The sequence below is a fragment of the Ruegeria lacuscaerulensis genome (assembly GCF_013034745.1).
Classification (GTDB): Bacteria; Pseudomonadota; Alphaproteobacteria; order Rhodobacterales; family Rhodobacteraceae; genus Ruegeria; species Ruegeria lacuscaerulensis_B.
Genome location: NZ_WQGP01000016.1, coordinates 1 through 16,736, shown reverse-complemented (window position 1 = coordinate 16,736; position 16,736 = coordinate 1). Strand labels below are relative to the sequence as shown.

The following is a 16,736-nucleotide window of genomic DNA, read 5'->3' as shown; positions in this document are numbered from 1 at the left end:
GCACGGGAGGGCACCGGATGACTTTACCCGAACAGACACCTGATGAGGAACCCGGAACCCGGTTCCTGTTGTTCCCGCAATCGCCTTTCCTGGAACCTGACGCGGAACTGGAGCTGGTCGAAATCTCGGCCCCGCAGGGCAGCATTGGGCCGGGCCCCTCGGGGCCGCGCATGTATACTGTCAACCCGGTTGGCAAAACCACGCCCTATGGGGCGATAGTTCCCGGCCCCGACGGTCCGGGCATGTATCTGCCACCTTGGAACGGCTATATCCAGCCTCCGGCCATGCCGGACGAGTTCGGCAATTTCATTCATATCGACCCCACAGACCCTTCTTTTGAAGCCGCACATCTGTTTGGGTCTGCACATTTCACCATGGATGTGTGGCAAGGCTATTTTGATCACCCAATCCCTTGGCACTTTGCCCGTGATTTCGACCGGCTGGAACTGTCGCTGCTGCCTAGCCTAGACAATGCGCACATCGGGTGGGGGTTTCTGGAAACCGGCGGCACCCATGACCATGGCGACGAATACCGCCCCTACAGTCTGAACTTTGATGTCGTCGCCCATGAGATCGGCCACGCAATCATTTACAGCGTGATCGGGATGCCCTCGAACGGGGAAGCCTCCGGCGAATACTACGGCTTTCACGAGTCTGCCGCGGATATGGTGGCGCTATTGGCCTCGCTCCATTTCGGATCAGTGGTCGAGAGCCTGCTGCAAAACACGCGTGGAAATCTTTATACCTACAACCGCCTGAACCGGTTTGCCGAACTGTCCGAGAACGCTCAGATCCGAATTGCCGCCAACAACAAAACGCTGTCCGAGTTTTCCCATGGTTGGTCCAGTGAACATGCACTGTCTGAACCGCTGACCGGCGCGATGTTCGATATCTTTGTCGATATCTATCACGAACGGCTGCTGCTGCACGGGCTGATCTCGCCCGAGGAAGAAGACCTGTCGGACCAACTGGAAGGCTCTCCAGACTACAGCACTGTCATGCAGGAGATTTTCGACAAACGCTACGCCGAAAATCCCGATGGGTTCCGTATCGCCTTGCTTGAAGCGCGAGACTATCTGGGTACCTATCTGGCCGATACCTGGTCGCGCCTGGATGCGGACATGCTCAGCTATTTCGGCGTGGAAAAAGCACTGCTTGCCGTGGATCAGGAGATCACCGGCGGCGCGTTCCACCAGATCATCGAGGGCAACTTCAGAATGCGCGATATCGGGCTGACAACGGCCGGTCCCCGCCTGCCTGACCCGGAAGAAGACAGCCATTCAAATTCAGTCCGTACGATGGTCCCGGATTGACCAATCGCAAAATTCTTTTTTTTGAAGCCGATTTATGGCATGGAATAGAGGGGTGATTTTTTTGGATTTTCTGGCACGGGGCATCTCGGGCCGTGGTGAAAAGGGTGAACGGTCAAACCCGCGACCCCACAATTGGGAGATGAGTTTATGGGTGAAACATTGCTCAGTTTTTCGGAAGTGCTAATTTACGGAAGAGTCCTGACTGACATTAAGCTGGAAAACAAGAAAAAGGGCGGCAAAGGCAACAACAAGCATCTTTCCGACCAGCTTGAAGATGAGAAAGTTCAGGGCGGAAACGACTTAAAAGCGCAGTTCGCCAAGATTTATGGTTTTGCCTATGAAGGCACTTATTACGACCTGCCAGAACCGGCAATTTTTCTGGTTCATGGCGACGGAGACCCCGTGAATGGTAACCCGAATGAACCTCCAAACAATGCATCACGCGCTCCAAGGGATCCTTCGATCGGCGGCGTCGCGGCGGCTGATTACCAAGTAGCAAACGACATCATGGTTTGGCGCTACGAAAAGGCCGATCAGACCATGCGTATGGATGTCACAACCGGTCAGTTCGAACAGGTTCTACTGGACATTTATTTCGGCTTCGACAGCCCGGCGATCAGTGGGGCAAAGGTGTCGGGTGCCAAGGTTAGCGGTGCGAAAGTCTCGGGCGCCAAGGTTTCCGGTGCCAAAGTCAGTGGCGCGAAAGTCAGCGGTGCGAAAGTGCGGGGCGGCGACTAAGCCCCCTTCCCTTTCCCGGTTCAAACAGGGCGCGCAGGGTCGCGCCCTTTTTTATGCTCAGAACCCGGCCTTTTTCAGACCTTCTACAAAGTGTTGGGTGTCATCCTCCAGCCGGTCGGGCAGAACCTTGGCCCACCGTGACAGAGAGAAGTTGGGATGCGCTTCGCGGTGCTTGTCCGCGATCAGACGCGCCATATCCGTGTTCCCCAATTGCGCATGGCTCGCGGCCAGCATCCGTTGCCCCTCGGTTGGGTTGTTCATCTTGTTGACCGTCTCTATCACGTCCTCATAGCGTCTGAGATTGTAATAGGCGCCGCCCAGATGCCACAGGTACTGATCGGGGAAATAAGGGTTCAGCCGCATGGCCTGTTGCAGATGCGTAATCGCCGTTTCGTTATCACCCGAATGGGCCAGAGCGTCCGCGTAATCCGAATGCATATCGGCGTCATTGGGGTTCAGGGCCAATGCACGTTGATAGGACTGAATAGCGGCGTCATGTTCCTTGCGATACAGATGCACATACCCCAATTCACCAAAGCCGCGCGCATCCGTCGGGTCCAGCTCAATCGCCTGTTGGGCAAAGGTCAGCGCCTGTTCAAACGCCTTGGACGGGTCATCACTCCAGGAATAGCGCCAGTCGATGTTCAGCGTCCGTGACAACGCCGCCGCTGCGCGTGCATAGCCGCCGTCGCGTTCCAGCGCGGATTGGTAAAAGTTCTGCGCTTTACGATTGTCGTTGCGCGTGTATTTGAAGATATGGTGTTGGCCCTGAAGAACCGACCCATAAGCCTCAAGATCAGAGGGGATCGCCTGGATCATCCGCTGCTTTTCATGCGACTCGATCATGACGGCGGTCGCAGCGACGATACATTCGGTGACTTCGTCCAGAATGTCGAAAATATCGTCGATATTACGGTCGAACCGTTCCGCCCAGATCGTGCGTTCACTACTGGCATCCACCAACTCGGCCGAGATCCGGATCCGACTGGCTGATCGGCGTACGCTGCCCCGCGCGATATAGCGCACGTTTAACCGCTGTGCGGCGTCTTTCGGCGGCATGGATTGCGCTTTGAAGAAAAAGGACGAGTTGCGCGCGATGATGAACAGGTTCCTGAACTTGGACAGGTTCATGATGATGTCGTCTGTCAGACCTTCGGCCACCCAATTATCGGACTCGTCCCCGTGGCTTGCAAAAGGCAGCACGGCAACCGATGGTGTATCAGGACGTTCGAGAATATCCCCCAACACTTCGGGTCGCATCGTTCCCGCCATGGTTGCGCCTGCAACCTCGCTGCGGACGCAATAGGTCGACACCGGGTTCATGATATTCTTGAGCTGCTTGGGCCCCAAAAACTCATAGCCATAGCGCAGGCGGTTGCAGACCTGATCATAGACAGCCGAACTAACATAGACACGCTCGGGCTCGGCGATCTCTTGCAGCCGTGCGGCGATGTTGACGTTATCGCCATGAATGCCGCGATCGTCGATCAGGATTTCCCCAAGATGAACGCCCGCACGGAATTTGATTCGCTGGTCTTCGGGACCGGCACTGTTATGCGCGCTGGCGATACGATGCAATTCGACACCGAACTCGACCGCGCTTGTTGCTGTTTCAAATAATGCCAGAATGCCGTCGCCGCGCACCTCAACCACCCTGCCCTGGTGTTTTGCACAGGAAGATTCGAGATCAGAAATCAATGATTTCAGCGCGTTATAAGTATCTAACTCATTTTGACTCATCAATCGCGAATACCCGACGACATCGGCGAACAGAACAGCGCCAAGCTTTTGAGTCATCGTAAAATTCGGATTGGTCGTATTCACTGTTTATTCTCGTTTATTTGGCACCGAGTAGGTCCGTGAATCAGCATAAAGCAAATTTTAAAATTTAACGACTACTTGCGGTATTAACGACTTTCACTCAACCACTCTTGCATTTCGGCGGCCATGTCCAGGCCGCAGACGCATTCGGTCCCAACGAGACCTGTGTATCGTCAGACAGTTCCGCCGCCAAAGCGTCGCGCCGTTTCGCCCAATCGCCTTTGAGAACACCCACAACAACCATGTCATGAAACTGCCCGTCTGCAAACCAGGCCTCACGCATGGTGCCTTCGACCTGACATCCTATCCTTGCGACCAGATCGCGGCTGCTGGTGTTGTCCGCCCGATAATAAGAGGTCAAACGGTTCAACCCCAGTTGCCGAAAGGCAAAATCTACCACCAAAGCCGTCGCTCGGATACCAACGCCGGTGCGTCGCGCGGATTTGTCGACAAACATTGCGACCACCGCATCCCGGTTTACCAACGACACGCTTTCGATCCCGGCCAGGCCAACCGCTTCACCAGAGCTGTTTTCCACCACGAACCAACATTTGCAACCCGCTCCTTCGGCGGTGAACACGGCCTTCCAACTTTCTTCTATCTGAAACTGGTTCAACGGAACCCGCGATGTCCGATCAAATAGCGCAACGTCTTCAGGGTCTTGGAACCAATGGGAGATGACCTCAAGATCCGCTTTCTCCATCGGGCGCAATCTAAACTTATTACTCAAGTTGTCTGACACTTAAATCAACCTTTGAACAAAATCTTAACGATCCACCGAAAGACACTAGCACACTAGATGTGGAAATACGAATTCAGAAACCTCAATTCGGCGCATAGTTGCCCTCGCCTTAAAGTTTCATCTTAATACTTCCTGATCGAGTAGCGCAAACAAAACCGGCCCGCCGCAGAACGACGGGCCGGTAAACCGTGAGTGGGCTTGATCTTAGTCGTACAGAACCGCCGCGATTTTTGGATCGTCCATGTTCGAGGCGTCATAGTAGTAGAAACCGGTGTCGATCAGTGCCGGAACCTCTTCACCTTTCAGTGCGGAAACAGCGGCCTTGACGGTCTCGTAACCGATCCCAACTGGGTTCTGAGTGATCGCACCAGCCATCAGTCCGCTTTTGATTGCGTCCTTCTGCGCTTTGCCGCTGTCATAGCCGATGATCACCAGACCTTCGGTGCCCAGTTCCTGAACACCGTTCACAACACCGATGGCCGAGCCTTCGTTGGTGCCGAAGATGCCGTCCAGATCAGGGTTAGCCGTCAGGATCGCCTTGGTAACTTCGGTCGATTTCAAGTGGTCGCCCTGGCCGTACTGAACCGTGACAACTTCGATGTCAGGATATTTTTCTTCGATACGGTTCACAAAGCCATCGCGGCGGTCGATGCCGGTGCGGCTGGTCTGGTCGTGGGCCACAACAGCAACCTTACCTTTACCGCCCAGCTTCTCGGCCATCTTGTCGGCAGCCAGACCCGCAGCGGCCAGGTTGTCGGTGGTTGCGGTCGAAACAGGGATGTCGCTGTCGACACCACTGTCGAACGCGATGATCGGGATACCCTTGTCATTCGCCTGACGCAGCAGCGGGATAGCCGCCTGGCTGTCCAGCGCAGCAAAGCCGATGGCTTTGGGGTTGTTGGCAAGTGCAGCGGCCAGCATGTCGATTTGGCGGTCGACCATTGTTTCGTTGTCGGGGCCTTCAAAGGTGATGGTTACGTTGTACTCGTCAGCTGCCTGCTCGGCGCCGGATTTCACCGCCTGCCAGAACTGGTGTTGGAAGCCCTTCGATACCAGCGGAATATAGATTTCTTCCGCTGCGGCCATCGAGGCCGGACCTGCAATCGTGGCTGCGCTCAGCGCACCCAGAATGAAACGACGTGAAAACATGTTTTTCTCCTCCACAGTTGGTCGTTTTATAGTTGGTTTCTTCAGCCGGACTTTTTGCGCCGTGCCATGTCGGCATAGACCGCCAGAATGATGATTGCGCCGGTGACAACGGTTTGCCATTCTTGCGCCACGGACAGCACGCGCAGCCCGTTGGTCAGGACCGCCATGATCAGCGCGCCGATCAGCGTGCCCAGAATGGTACCGCGTCCGCCCGAAAGCGACGTGCCACCGATTACCACGGCTGCGATCGCCTCAAGCTCGTATCCCAGACCCAGCGCAGGTTGCGCCGAGTTCAGGCGCGAAGCGATCAGGATGCCGCCGATGCCGCAGATTGCACCCGCCAGAGCGTAGATGCGCATCTTCCAAGCGTCGGTGTTCACACCCGACAGGCGCACGGCCTCTTCGTTCGAACCCAAGGCGAAAGTGTAGCGGCCCAGAACCGTACGGCTCAGGATGTACGACGCTGCAATCGCCACCAGGAACAGGATCAGCACGCCGTTCGGGATGGGCAGCGCCGGGAAAATCTCTCCGATCAGCGACCCGCGCGAGATCTGGTCAAACCCCGGCGTGTCGTTGAAATAGATCGGCCGCGTGCCCGAGATGACCAGCGACAGGCCTTTCAGGATCAGCATCATTCCAAGCGTGGCGATGAAAGGCGGGATCTTCATCTTGGCAACGAAAGTGCCCGAGCAAAGCCCACAGAACGCGCCTGCCGCGATGGCCGCCGCCACGCCCAGCAGCAGGGGCATCCCCAGATAAGTTAGCACCACGCCCGCGATCACGGCGCAGAAGGTCATCAAAGTGCCCACCGAAAGGTCGATCCCACCTGTGATGATCACCAGCGTTGCCGCCACCGCCAGCACCCCGTTCACCGAGGTCGCCTGCAAAATGGCGATCATGTTCGAGGTCTGCATAAAGTTCGGCGACGCAATCGAGAAGCCGATCAGCAGCGCGATCAAACTGGCAAAAGCCAGCAGCTTTTGATACGCGCCGCTGTCGGACAGTCCCGCGAGTGGTTTTTTCTTTTCAACGTCTGTTGCCGTGGTCATTGTGGTGCCCCCGTTACCTGCATCGCCGCCGCGCGTTGGGTGGCCAGATGCATGATGTCTTCCTGAGTAGTGTCTTTTCCGCCGGGCAGAATGCCGGTCAGCCGGCCCTCGCACATCACCGCGATACGATGGCTCAGGCGCATGATTTCGGGCAGTTCCGACGAGATCACGATGATGGTCTTACCCTGCTCGGCGAGTTCTTCGAGCAATTTGTAAATCTCGGACTTGGCACCAACGTCGATGCCCCGCGTGGGTTCGTCAAAGATCAGGATATCGCAATCACGCAGCAGCCATTTTGCAATGACGACCTTTTGCTGATTGCCCCCTGACAGCAGTCGCACCTCTTGCACGTCCGAGGGCGTTCGAATGCCCAACTGCGCGATATATCCCTTGGCCGTAGTACTGATTTCATTGTCATTCAACACCCCTCCGGTTCCGGTGAACAGATCCATCGAAGCCAGCGCAATGTTGTCGCGCACGTTCATGCCGGTGGCCAATCCGAAATGCTTGCGGTCTTCGGACAAATAACCGATGCCCGCCCGCACCGCATCCTTGGGCGACTTGATCGAGACCTCGTGCCCGTGCACGCGGATCGTTCCGCTGTCCTTCACATCGGCGCCGAAAATCGCGCGCGCAACCTCAGTTCTTCCGGCCCCCATCAGGCCCGCGAACCCCAGAATCTCGCCCTTCTGGACCGAGAAGCTGACATCCTTGATCTCTTTGCCGCGATTCAGACCAGAAACCTCAAGCGAAACTTCGGCATCGCCAAGATCCGGCACGTCCAGAGGTTTCTCGTTCACCTCACGCCCAACCATCATGGCGATGATTTGGCTGATTGGTGTCTCGGCAGCGCCCACGGTGCCAACATATTCGCCATCGCGCATCACGGTGACGCGGTCGGCGATTTGCTTCAGCTCGTCCATTTTGTGGCTGATATAGACGATGCCCACGCCCTCGGCCTTGAGACGGCGTATGATCACGAACAGTTCGGCGATCTCGGCATCGTTCAGAGCCGCTGTGGGTTCATCCATGATCAGAACCTTGGACCGGTACGACAGTGCTTTGGCAATCTCGACCATCTGCTGTTTCGCGATGGTCAGGCTGCCCACCAATGTCTTGGGGTCCAGCGACAGGTTCATCGAGGCGAAAATCTCGGCCGTTTGTGCGTTCAGCGCGGCCTCATCCAGACGACCGAAGCTTTTGCGCGGTTCGCGACCGATAAAGATGTTCTGCGCAACGGTCAGGTCGTTCATCAGGCTCAGCTCCTGATGGATGATGCCAATGCCCAGATCCTGCGCCTCGCCGGGCGTGGTCGGGCTGACCGACTTTCCTTCGATCACCAGATCACCACCGTCGCGCTGATAAATCCCCGACAGGATCTTCATCAGCGTGCTTTTCCCGGCGCCGTTCTCGCCCATAAGTGCGTGAACCTCGCCCGAAAACAGATCGAACTGCACTGTTTTCAGCGCGTGCACGCCGGGGAAATACTTTTCGATCCCCGTCATGTCGACCAGTTTTGTCATGTTCCCTCCCATTATACCCTCATCCCCTAGGGTGTGTGATTACATTACGGCGCCGATCTGCCAGGGGACGAATTCGACCCCCCCAAATCCCAGCTCTTCGCTTTTGGTTTTCTCGCCCGAGGCAACGCGGATTAGAATTTCGAACAATTCCTCTCCTTTCGCTTCGATGCTGACCCCATCGGTGACGATGTCACCGCAATTCAGGTCCATATCGTCGGCCATCCGCGCGTACATTTCAGAGTTCGTTGCCAGCTTGACGCAAGGGGTCGGCTGATAGCCCGAGACCGAGCCCCGCCCGGTAGTGAAAACGATCAGGTTCGCCCCTGAGGCTACCTGCCCCGTGACCGAGCATGGATCGAAACCGGGGCTGTCCATGAAAACAAAGCCCTTTTTGTCGACAATCTCGCCGAACTTGTAGACATCCCGCATCGGCGCTGTGCCGCCCTTGGCAACAGCGCCGAGCGATTTTTCCAGAATGGTCGTCAACCCGCCACGCTTGTTACCCGGGCTTGGGTTGTTGTCCATCTCGCCGCCATTGCGTTCGGTATAGTCCTCCCACCAATGAATGCGCTCAATCAACTTGGCGCCCACTTCAGGCGTTTCAGCGCGGCGGGTCAGTAGGTGCTCGGCCCCGTATACTTCCGAGGTTTCCGACAGGATTGTCGTACCACCGTGGCGCACCAGAAGGTCGGATGCATATCCCAGTGCAGGGTTTGCAGTGATGCCCGAATACCCGTCCGAGCCGCCGCATTGCATTCCAACCGTAATCTCGCTGATCGGCGCGGGTTCGCGCGTCACTTGGTTGGCAAGTTCGGCGATTCCCTTGATCTCGGCCAAACCTCGTTCAATCGTACGCCGCGTGCCGCCCTCGTTCTGAATGGTCATGTAGCGCAGCGCACCATCGGGGCGGATCGGACGACCCCCCACCAGGTCGGCTACCTGCATCACCTCACAACCCAGTCCGATCAACAGAATACCGGCAAAATTGGGATGCTGCGCATAGCCGGCAAGGGTGCGGAACAAAGTGGCATAGCCCTCATCCTTGCCGGACATGCCGCAGCCGGTGCCATGCACAATCGGCACCACGCCGTCCACGTTCGGATAAGCTTCCAACAGCCCTGATTTCTCGGCTGCTTCCGCAATGAATCGCGCGACTGAACCCGAACAGTTCACTGTGGTCAGAATGCCGATATAATTCCGCGTCCCCACCTTGCCGTCTGCACGGTGATAGCCCTGAAAAGTTCGTTCTTCTGCGATCTTCGGCAACGGGTCATTGGCCGACGCATATGCATAGTCCTGCTGATGCGCCCCCATGCCCAGATTGTGTACATGAATATGCTCACCTGGCGCGATGTCGGATTTTGCCTGCCCGATGATCTGACCGTAGCGGATGACATTTTCACCAGCCCGAATCGGTTCCACTGCGATTTTGTGGCCCCGCGCAATCTGTGACGTCAGCGGAGCCGAAACATCCGTCAGCTGCTCCCCCGCCTGCAAGTCGCGCAGAGCGATCACAATATTGTCATCCGGGTTCAACTTCACGACGTCTCGCGCCGCCTTCTCCAGAACATCTATGCCGCCGTTTGCTTGCATCACTTCCCCGCTTGCTTGGTCATGTTGCTAAGTGGAAAATCTGTACTTGTCAACTAACATGTTAGAATGCTAAATCACAAACCATGAACAAACCTCAGGACATTGACGCCGCTTTGCTGCCCGTGATCTCGTCAACGGAAGGGTCGCTGACCCAACGGGTTCATCAATCTTTGAAGCAAGCGATTCTGGCGCTGGATTTTCCACCCGGCGCAAACCTGCGAAAAGCTCCGGTGTGCGAGCGTCTGGGTGTGTCACGCGCACCCGTCGCTGACGCAATCGCGCGGCTAGCGTCCGAGGGGCTGGTGGATGTGGTCCCGCAATCGGGCACCCGTGTGTCCTATTTCTCGATGGACGAAATCCGCGAAGGTGTTTTTCTGCGCGAAGCGCTGGAGCTGGCCACTGTCGCCAAGGTCGCGCGGGATCTGACCGAGGATCAGCGTAAACGGCTGAGCCGCAACATGCGTTTGCAAGAGCTTTTGATCGAGGACGAGGACATCCCCGGATTCTATCAGGCAGATGAAGAGTTCCACAGCATGCTGATGGATTTCACCGGGTTTCATCGCCTTGCGGATGTGGCGCAGACGGTGTCGCTTCAGGTCAGCCGAGCCCGTATGCTTCTGTTGCCGACACCTGGCCGGGTGGTCGAAACTTTGGCCGAACACCGGGCCATCTTCGATGCAATCGCCAATCGGGACGAACGCGCCGCACAAGACGCGATGCATATCCATTTGGGGCAGTTGATGCCACGCCTAGAAGAACTCGAACGGCAAAAGCCCCATTTGTTCAACCTCACACAAAAGTCGAATTGCGAGACCGAATGACCGTTTCCCAGACAGAACTACTGAACAACCGCACAGCACGCCCTGTCCCTTTAACCCGCATGGGCTTTGGCGGTGCGCCGCTGGGGAATCTATACCGCAAGGTTTCGGATGCTGACGCGCAAGCGGCTCTGCAGGCGGCTTATGATTCAGGCATCCGCTTTTTTGATACCGCACCGCAATATGGCCTTGGTCGATCCGAGCAACGTTTTGGCGAAGCAATCGCCCGCTTTGGGCGCGAGAACATCCAGCTGTCGACCAAGATCGGGCGGCTTCTGCTGGATTGCGAACCCCACGAAGTGACACCCGAAGCCTTTGTCGACGTACCACAGAAACGGATCGTGTTCGACTACACCTATGACGGTGTTATGCGGTCATACGAGGCCAGCCGTGAACGGATTGGTGTGGCAAATGCCGATATCCTTCTGGTCCATGACGTCTGCGTTTTCAGTCAGGGCAACCAAGAGATGTCCGACGCCAAAGTGCGTGAGCTGTTTGACGGTGGCGGGTACAAGGCGCTGGTCGAACTGCGTGAAGCGGGTGAGATCGCGGCTATCGGCGCAGGCGTGAACGAATGGCAGGTTTGTGAAAAACTGTTAGGCCTTGGCGATTTCGACGGGTTCCTGCTGGCCGGTCGCTACACTTTGCTGGAGCAAGAGGCTTTGGACAGTTTCCTGCCGCTTTGCGAAAAACGCGATGTCGGGATCATTCTGGGCGGCCCCTACAATTCGGGCATTCTGGCCACGGGCGCGGTTCCGGGTGCTAAATACAACTACGCCGACGCGTCCGAAGACATTCTGGACCGCGTGCGCAAGATCGAGGCAGTCTGCGCCGCGCATAACACACCGCTGATCGCTGCAGCACTTCAATTCGTCCTGGGCCATCCCTGCGTCAAGACTGTCGTCCCCGGCGCGGTCAGTGCCAAGGAAGTTCAGGCAAATGTTGCGTTGTTGGATCGCGAAATTCCAGCCGGTCTCTGGTCGGATCTGCGCGGTGAAGGCTTGATCCGGCCCGATGCACCCCTGCCAGCGGAGCTTGCCGATGCTACGTAATATTGATCCAATCCTATCCCCGGACTTGCTGCACACTTTGCGGGCAATGGGCCACGGCGACGAGATCGTTATCGCCGACGCAAATTTCCCAGGCACAAGCACCGGACCAGACTGTATCCGCGCCGACGGGTCATCCGCCAGCGATGTCCTGCGCGCTGTCCTGTCGGTTATGCCGCTGGACAATTTCGTCTCCTACCCCGCTTTGACCATGCAGGTAGTTGGCAATCCGGATGCGGTGCCTGATGCCGTGGCGGATTTTCAGCGCATCATCAACGAAACCGCTGACAACCCGGCTGATGTACAGGGGCTAGAGCGATTTGCATTCTATGACCGCGCAGCAACGGCCTATGCCATCGTACAAACGGGTGAGCGCAGGCTCTATGGCAATATCATCCTTAAAAAAGGGGTGATCGGTTGAAAATCGACGCGCATCAGCATTTCTGGTCAGTCGCGCGCAACGACTATGGCTGGCTGACCCCCGATCTGGCAGCGATCTATAGGGATTTTCTGCCGCATGATCTGTCCCCCATGTTGGAGCAGGCAGGCATCGGTGGCACGGTGCTGGTACAAGCAGCTCCGACTGTAGCTGAGACAGAATATATGTTGTCGCTGGCTGATCAGGCTGCCTTTATCAAGGGCGTCGTAGGTTGGGTTGACTTCGAAGCGTCGGCTTCACCAGCACAGATCGCTGCTCTGGCACAACACCCCGCTTTGGTCGGTTTGCGCCCGATGATCCAAGACATTGAAGATCCCGACTGGATGCTGGGCGACGCACTGACACCTGCCTTCGCAGCACTGCAATCCCATGATCTGACATTCGATGCGCTGACCTTGCCGCAGCATCTTGGACCTTTGCGGCAGTTGCTGGCTCGGCATAAGAACATGCGTGTGGTGATCGACCACGGCTCCAAACCCTTAATCCGCGACGGTGTGATCGAGGGTTGGGCCGAGGATATGGCAGCGCTGTCCCGCGACACCGATGCGTTCTGCAAGCTATCCGGACTGGTGACCGAAGCAGCATCGGGTTGGCAGATCGACGATTTGCGCCCTTATGTTCAGCACCTTCTGGATACGTTTGGCCCATCGCGCCTGATTTGGGGCAGCGACTGGCCAGTCTGCACGTTGGCCAGCTCTTATGAACGCTGGCTGGAAACCACCGACGCGCTTCTCAGCGCGCTGACTCAATCCGAACGCGATGCGATCCTCGGTGGGAACGCCGCGCGCGCTTACAATCTCAGGACCTGACATGACAACACTCAATCTGGATTCTGCCGGGCTTTGGCTTGGCCGTGTGGAACGACCGGGTATCGGCCCGTGCGTGGTAACATTGCGTGAGGGTCAGGTGGTGGATATCACCGCCAAGAAAGCTCCTACCGTTCGCGACATTCTGGAACGCGACGACGCCGCGGATTACGTACGATCGGCCCCCGGCGAGGCGATCGGCCCGGTCGAAAGCGAGCATGAATGGCTGGCCCCCTGCGATCTGCAATCGGTCAAGGCCTGCGGTGTCACCTTTGCAGGTTCCATGGTCGAACGCGTGATCGAAGAACAGGCCGCTGGCGATCCGGCCAAGGCCGAAGCCATCCGCGCCCGCATCGGCGCGCGTATCGGCGACAGCCTTTCCAACATCACCCCCGGCTCCGACGAAGCCGCACAAGTCAAGCAGGCGCTAATCGACGAAGGCCTCTGGAGCCCGTATCTTGAGGTCGGTATTGGACCGGATGCTGAGGTGTTCTCGAAAGCGCAGGTGTTGTCATCCGTGGGCTTCGGTGCCGAGATAGGCCTGCACCCGATCTCAACCTGGAACAACCCTGAACCCGAGGTGGTCCTGGCGGTGAATTCGCAAGGTCAGATCAAGGGCGCGACACTGGGCAATGACGTCAACTTGCGCGATGTCGAAGGCCGCTCGGCCCTGCTGCTCAGCAAGGCCAAGGACAACAACGCATCCTGTTCGATCGGACCAATGATCCGCCTGTTTGATGACAGCTATACACTGGACGATGTGCGGCAGGCCGAACTGACCCTGACCGTAAACGGGCCGGATGCGTTTGTCCTGAACGGCGCGTCTTCGATGTCTCAGATCAGCCGCGACCCGGCGGATCTGGTGAAACAGACTATCGGGCGGCACCACCAGTATCCCGACGGGTTTATGCTGTTTCTGGGAACGCTCTTTGCACCCACACAGGACCGGGACACACCCGGCGGTGGTTTCACCCACAAGCTGGGTGATGTCGTCACAATTGCCAATGACCAACTCGGCGCATTAACCAATACGGTGCGCCTGTCGACCGAATGTCCCGAATGGCGGTTTGGGGCGTCTCATCTGATGCGAAACCTGGCCGAACGCGGCCTGTTGTAGGAATTTAGAAACATGTTGATCGGAAAACACCTGATTGCCGGCGAATGGCTTGGATCAGACGCCACCTTTAGCTCGGAGCCTGCTCACGGCCCAAGCCATGATTTCCCGGTTGGAACGCCCGCTCTGGTAGACGCTGCGGTTGAAGCCGCGGAGGAGGCCTTCGCCAGTTTCGGCTGGTCCACCCGCTCCGAACGTGCCGCCCTGCTGCGCAAAATTGCCGATGAGATCGACGCGCGCGGCGACGCCATCACCGAAATCGGCTCACAGGAAACCGGCCTGCCCGAAGCCCGTCTGCAGGGCGAGCGTGGCCGCACCGTGGGACAGCTGCGCCTGTTCGCTGATCATATCGAAAAGGGTGACTATCTGGACATGCGCCACGATCAGGCTATGCCGGACCGCGCGCCCCTACCCCGCCCCGACCTGCGGATGATCCAACGCCCGCTTGGCCCCGTGGCCGTGTTCGGCGCGTCAAACTTCCCACTGGCTTTCTCGGTCGCGGGCGGCGATACAGCCGCGGCCTTGGCCGCAGGGTGCCCGGTTGTGGTTAAAGGCCACTCGGCCCATCCCGGCACTGGTGAGATTGTGGCTCAGGCCATCGACGCCGCGATCAAGGCTACTGGGGTGCACCCCGGTGTCTTTTCGCTGGTGCAGGGGGGCAAGCGTGACGTGGGCACTCGTCTGGTGCAGCATCCGCTGATCCGGGCCGTGGGCTTTACCGGCAGTCTGGGTGGCGGTCGCGCCCTGTTCGATCTATGCGCTCAACGCGATGAACCCATCCCGTTCTTTGGAGAGCTGGGCTCGGTCAATCCGATGTTCATCCTGCCTCAGGCCGCTGCCGCACGCGGGGCTGGGATCGGGACCGGCTGGGCCGGATCGCTGACCATGGGCGCGGGGCAGTTCTGCACCAATCCCGGCATCGCCGTTGTGGTCGACGGGCCCGAGGCCGACGCCTTCCAAGCCGCTGCCGAGGCAGGGCTGAACGCAACCGCCAACCAGACCATGCTGACCGATGGCATCGCCGACGCGTATCGCGATGGCGTGGCACGGGTGGCCGCTGGCACCGGTGTGACGCAGGTCATGGGCACAAGCTGCGCCGCCCGCGACGCGGCCCCATATCTGTTCGCTGTGTCAGGCGACGACTGGCTATCTGATCACAAACTGCAAGAAGAGGTGTTTGGCCCGCTCGGTATAGTGGTTCGCGTTCGCGACACCGCTCAGATGCTGCAGGTCGCACGCGCAATAGAGGGTCAGTTGACCTGTACCTTGCATCTTGACGACAGCGACACTGCTGACGCAAAGGCCCTGCTGCCGCTGCTGGAACGCAAAGCGGGCCGATTGCTGGCCAACAGCTTCCCTACCGGGGTTGAGGTCTGCGACAGCATGGTCCATGGCGGCCCCTACCCCGCCTCGACCAATTTCGGTGCCACGTCGGTTGGCACCCTGTCGATCCGTCGCTTTCTGCGCCCGGTCTGTTACCAGGACATCCCAACCGGCCTTTTGCCCGAAGACGTGTGAGAGTAAAGACTGGGATGCATAACCCCTCGGACCGATTGGCAGGTAAAACGGCCCTGATCACAGCGGCGGGTCAGGGCATCGGCCGCGCTACGGCCGAGCTGTTCGCGGCAGAGGGCGCGCAAGTCATTGCCAGCGACATCAATGATGTGTCGCTGGCTGAACTGGCCGAAGTTGCAGGGATCACGACCCTGAAGCTGGATGTCACGGATGCCGCTGCGGTCAAGGCGGCCGTAGCAGACCTGCCTGCATTGGATGTGTTGTTCAACTGTGCCGGATATGTTGCCGGCGGAACCATCCTTGATTGCAATGAGAGTAACTGGGACTTCAGTTTCGATCTGAATGTCAAAGCCATGTATCGACTTATTCGTGTGACCTTGCCCGGAATGCTAGGCAAGGACGGCGGATCGATCATCAACATGTCTTCGGTTGCATCGTCAATAAAAGGCGTGCCAAACCGATTTGCATATTGCGCCTCGAAGGCTGCGGTGATCGGATTGACTAAGGCCGTTGCCGCGGATTTTGTCCAGCAAGGCATCCGGTGCAACGCAATCTGCCCCGGTACCGTGGACAGCCCCAGCCTGCACGACCGTTTGCGGGCGACCGGTGACTATGAAACGGCAATGTCCGGCTTTATAGCCCGCCAACATAGCCCGCCAACCGATGGGGCGCATCGGCTCGGCGGACGAAATCGCAGAGCTCGCGCTTTATCTCGCAAGCGACGCCAGCAAATACACCACCGGCCAGCCATTCGCCATCGATGGCGGCTGGACGATCTGAAGATAGTGAGGATTTTACGATGAAGTTGCTACGCCACGGCCCTGCCGGACAGGAAAAGCCCGGTATTCTGGATCAGGACGGTACGATCCGCGACCTATCTGGGGTGGTTGATGATATCGCAGGCGCAACGCTTGACGATGAAAGCCTGGCGCGCCTAAACGCGCTGGATCTTGCCAGCCTGCCCGCCGTCGATGCCAATACCCGCATTGGGGCCTGTGTGGGCCAGGTGGGTAAGTTCATCTGCATCGGCCTGAACTATGCCGACCACGCCGCCGAAAGCGGCATGG

Annotated in this window: 14 protein-coding genes and 2 pseudogenes; 10 read left to right on the top strand and 6 right to left on the bottom strand. The window is 57.9% G+C overall.

Going from position 1 to position 16,736, the window contains the following annotated elements; genetic code table 11:
* The first annotated feature begins 17 nt into the window (after positions 1-17).
* Complete coding sequence (locus GOV79_RS21490; protein WP_170791688.1) at positions 18-1,313, top strand: gluzincin family metallopeptidase; 1,296 nt, start codon at positions 18-20, stop codon at positions 1,311-1,313.
* Between the two features lie 147 nt (positions 1,314-1,460).
* A complete protein-coding gene (locus GOV79_RS21485) occupies positions 1,461-2,051 on the top strand; it encodes a pentapeptide repeat-containing protein (RefSeq protein WP_170775708.1) in 591 nt (196 codons plus the stop codon).
* 57 nt (positions 2,052-2,108) lie between these two features.
* On the opposite strand, the gene GOV79_RS21480 is transcribed toward GOV79_RS21485, so the two are convergent.
* The 6 genes from GOV79_RS21480 to GOV79_RS21455 form a co-directional block, all read right to left on the bottom strand.
* Positions 2,109-3,848, bottom strand: coding sequence for a tetratricopeptide repeat protein (locus tag GOV79_RS21480; protein ID WP_170775706.1), 1,740 nt, complete (start codon positions 3,846-3,848; stop codon positions 2,109-2,111).
* Between the two features lie 124 nt (positions 3,849-3,972).
* On the bottom strand, positions 3,973-4,614 hold the full coding sequence (locus GOV79_RS21475) for a GNAT family N-acetyltransferase (protein WP_331252781.1): 642 nt from the start codon (positions 4,612-4,614) through the stop codon (positions 3,973-3,975).
* A 204-nt stretch (positions 4,615-4,818) separates the two neighbouring features.
* Positions 4,819-5,763 (bottom strand): ABC transporter substrate-binding protein, encoded by a 945-nt coding sequence (locus GOV79_RS21470; protein WP_170791686.1) that lies wholly within the window; start codon positions 5,761-5,763, stop codon positions 4,819-4,821.
* Between the two features lie 41 nt (positions 5,764-5,804).
* The gene (locus GOV79_RS21465) at positions 5,805-6,812 is read right to left on the bottom strand and encodes an ABC transporter permease (protein ID WP_170355083.1); all 1,008 of its coding nucleotides are present in this window, start codon (positions 6,810-6,812) and stop codon (positions 5,805-5,807) included.
* Positions 6,809-8,335 carry a sugar ABC transporter ATP-binding protein gene (locus tag GOV79_RS21460; protein WP_170791685.1) on the bottom strand — a complete coding sequence of 509 codons (1,527 nt, stop codon included), beginning with the start codon at positions 8,333-8,335 and terminating at the stop codon, positions 6,809-6,811. The genes GOV79_RS21465 and GOV79_RS21460 overlap by 4 nt, the downstream gene beginning before the upstream one ends.
* A gap of 39 nt (positions 8,336-8,374) precedes the next feature.
* A complete protein-coding gene (locus GOV79_RS21455) occupies positions 8,375-9,928 on the bottom strand; it encodes a UxaA family hydrolase (RefSeq protein WP_170791684.1) in 1,554 nt (517 codons plus the stop codon).
* 83 nt (positions 9,929-10,011) lie between these two features.
* Here GOV79_RS21455 and GOV79_RS21450 point away from each other — a divergent pair, with 83 nt between their 5' ends.
* The 8 genes and pseudogenes from GOV79_RS21450 to GOV79_RS21415 all read left to right on the top strand — a co-directional run.
* On the top strand, positions 10,012-10,749 hold the full coding sequence (locus GOV79_RS21450; protein WP_170775696.1) for a GntR family transcriptional regulator: 738 nt from the start codon (positions 10,012-10,014) through the stop codon (positions 10,747-10,749).
* Positions 10,746-11,798, top strand: coding sequence for an aldo/keto reductase (locus GOV79_RS21445; RefSeq protein ID WP_170791683.1), 1,053 nt, complete (start codon positions 10,746-10,748; stop codon positions 11,796-11,798). Before GOV79_RS21450 ends, GOV79_RS21445 begins: the two co-directional genes overlap by 4 nt.
* Positions 11,788-12,216: an RbsD/FucU family protein gene (locus GOV79_RS21440; RefSeq protein ID WP_170791682.1), complete on the top strand. Its 429-nt coding sequence runs from the start codon at positions 11,788-11,790 to the stop codon at positions 12,214-12,216. The genes GOV79_RS21445 and GOV79_RS21440 overlap by 11 nt, the downstream gene beginning before the upstream one ends.
* Complete coding sequence (locus GOV79_RS21435) at positions 12,213-13,043, top strand: amidohydrolase family protein (protein WP_170791681.1); 831 nt, start codon at positions 12,213-12,215, stop codon at positions 13,041-13,043. The genes GOV79_RS21440 and GOV79_RS21435 overlap by 4 nt, the downstream gene beginning before the upstream one ends.
* A 1-nt stretch (position 13,044) precedes the next feature.
* Positions 13,045-14,157, top strand: a complete 1,113-nt coding sequence (locus GOV79_RS21430) for a fumarylacetoacetate hydrolase family protein (RefSeq protein ID WP_170791680.1) — start codon at positions 13,045-13,047, stop codon at positions 14,155-14,157.
* A gap of 12 nt (positions 14,158-14,169) precedes the next feature.
* The gene (locus GOV79_RS21425) at positions 14,170-15,672 is read left to right on the top strand and encodes an aldehyde dehydrogenase (NADP(+)) (protein WP_170791679.1); all 1,503 of its coding nucleotides are present in this window, start codon (positions 14,170-14,172) and stop codon (positions 15,670-15,672) included.
* A 14-nt stretch (positions 15,673-15,686) separates the two neighbouring features.
* Positions 15,687-16,449, top strand: a pseudogene (locus tag GOV79_RS21420) (SDR family oxidoreductase).
* Between the two features lie 19 nt (positions 16,450-16,468).
* Positions 16,469-16,736 (top strand): annotated as a pseudogene (locus tag GOV79_RS21415) (2-hydroxyhepta-2,4-diene-1,7-dioate isomerase); the annotation flags it as partial.

What these genes read in the sequence shown, in the direction of transcription:
- GOV79_RS21480 (WP_170775706.1), bottom strand. Translation starts at nt 3,848, where the DNA reads ATGACTCAAAAGCTTGGCGCTGTTCTGTTCGCCGATGTCGTCGGGTAT.
- GOV79_RS21425 (WP_170791679.1), top strand. Translation starts at nt 14,170, where the DNA reads ATGTTGATCGGAAAACACCTGATTGCCGGCGAATGGCTTGGATCAGAC.
- GOV79_RS21465 (WP_170355083.1), bottom strand. Translation starts at nt 6,812, where the DNA reads ATGACCACGGCAACAGACGTTGAAAAGAAAAAACCACTCGCGGGACTG.
- GOV79_RS21440 (WP_170791682.1), top strand. Translation starts at nt 11,788, where the DNA reads ATGCTACGTAATATTGATCCAATCCTATCCCCGGACTTGCTGCACACT.
- GOV79_RS21450 (WP_170775696.1), top strand. Translation starts at nt 10,012, where the DNA reads ATGAACAAACCTCAGGACATTGACGCCGCTTTGCTGCCCGTGATCTCG.
- GOV79_RS21460 (WP_170791685.1), bottom strand. Translation starts at nt 8,335, where the DNA reads ATGACAAAACTGGTCGACATGACGGGGATCGAAAAGTATTTCCCCGGC.
- GOV79_RS21485 (WP_170775708.1), top strand. Translation starts at nt 1,461, where the DNA reads ATGGGTGAAACATTGCTCAGTTTTTCGGAAGTGCTAATTTACGGAAGA.
- GOV79_RS21490 (WP_170791688.1), top strand. Translation starts at nt 18, where the DNA reads ATGACTTTACCCGAACAGACACCTGATGAGGAACCCGGAACCCGGTTC.
- GOV79_RS21470 (WP_170791686.1), bottom strand. Translation starts at nt 5,763, where the DNA reads ATGTTTTCACGTCGTTTCATTCTGGGTGCGCTGAGCGCAGCCACGATT.
- GOV79_RS21445 (WP_170791683.1), top strand. Translation starts at nt 10,746, where the DNA reads ATGACCGTTTCCCAGACAGAACTACTGAACAACCGCACAGCACGCCCT.
- GOV79_RS21455 (WP_170791684.1), bottom strand. Translation starts at nt 9,928, where the DNA reads ATGCAAGCAAACGGCGGCATAGATGTTCTGGAGAAGGCGGCGCGAGAC.
- GOV79_RS21430 (WP_170791680.1), top strand. Translation starts at nt 13,045, where the DNA reads ATGACAACACTCAATCTGGATTCTGCCGGGCTTTGGCTTGGCCGTGTG.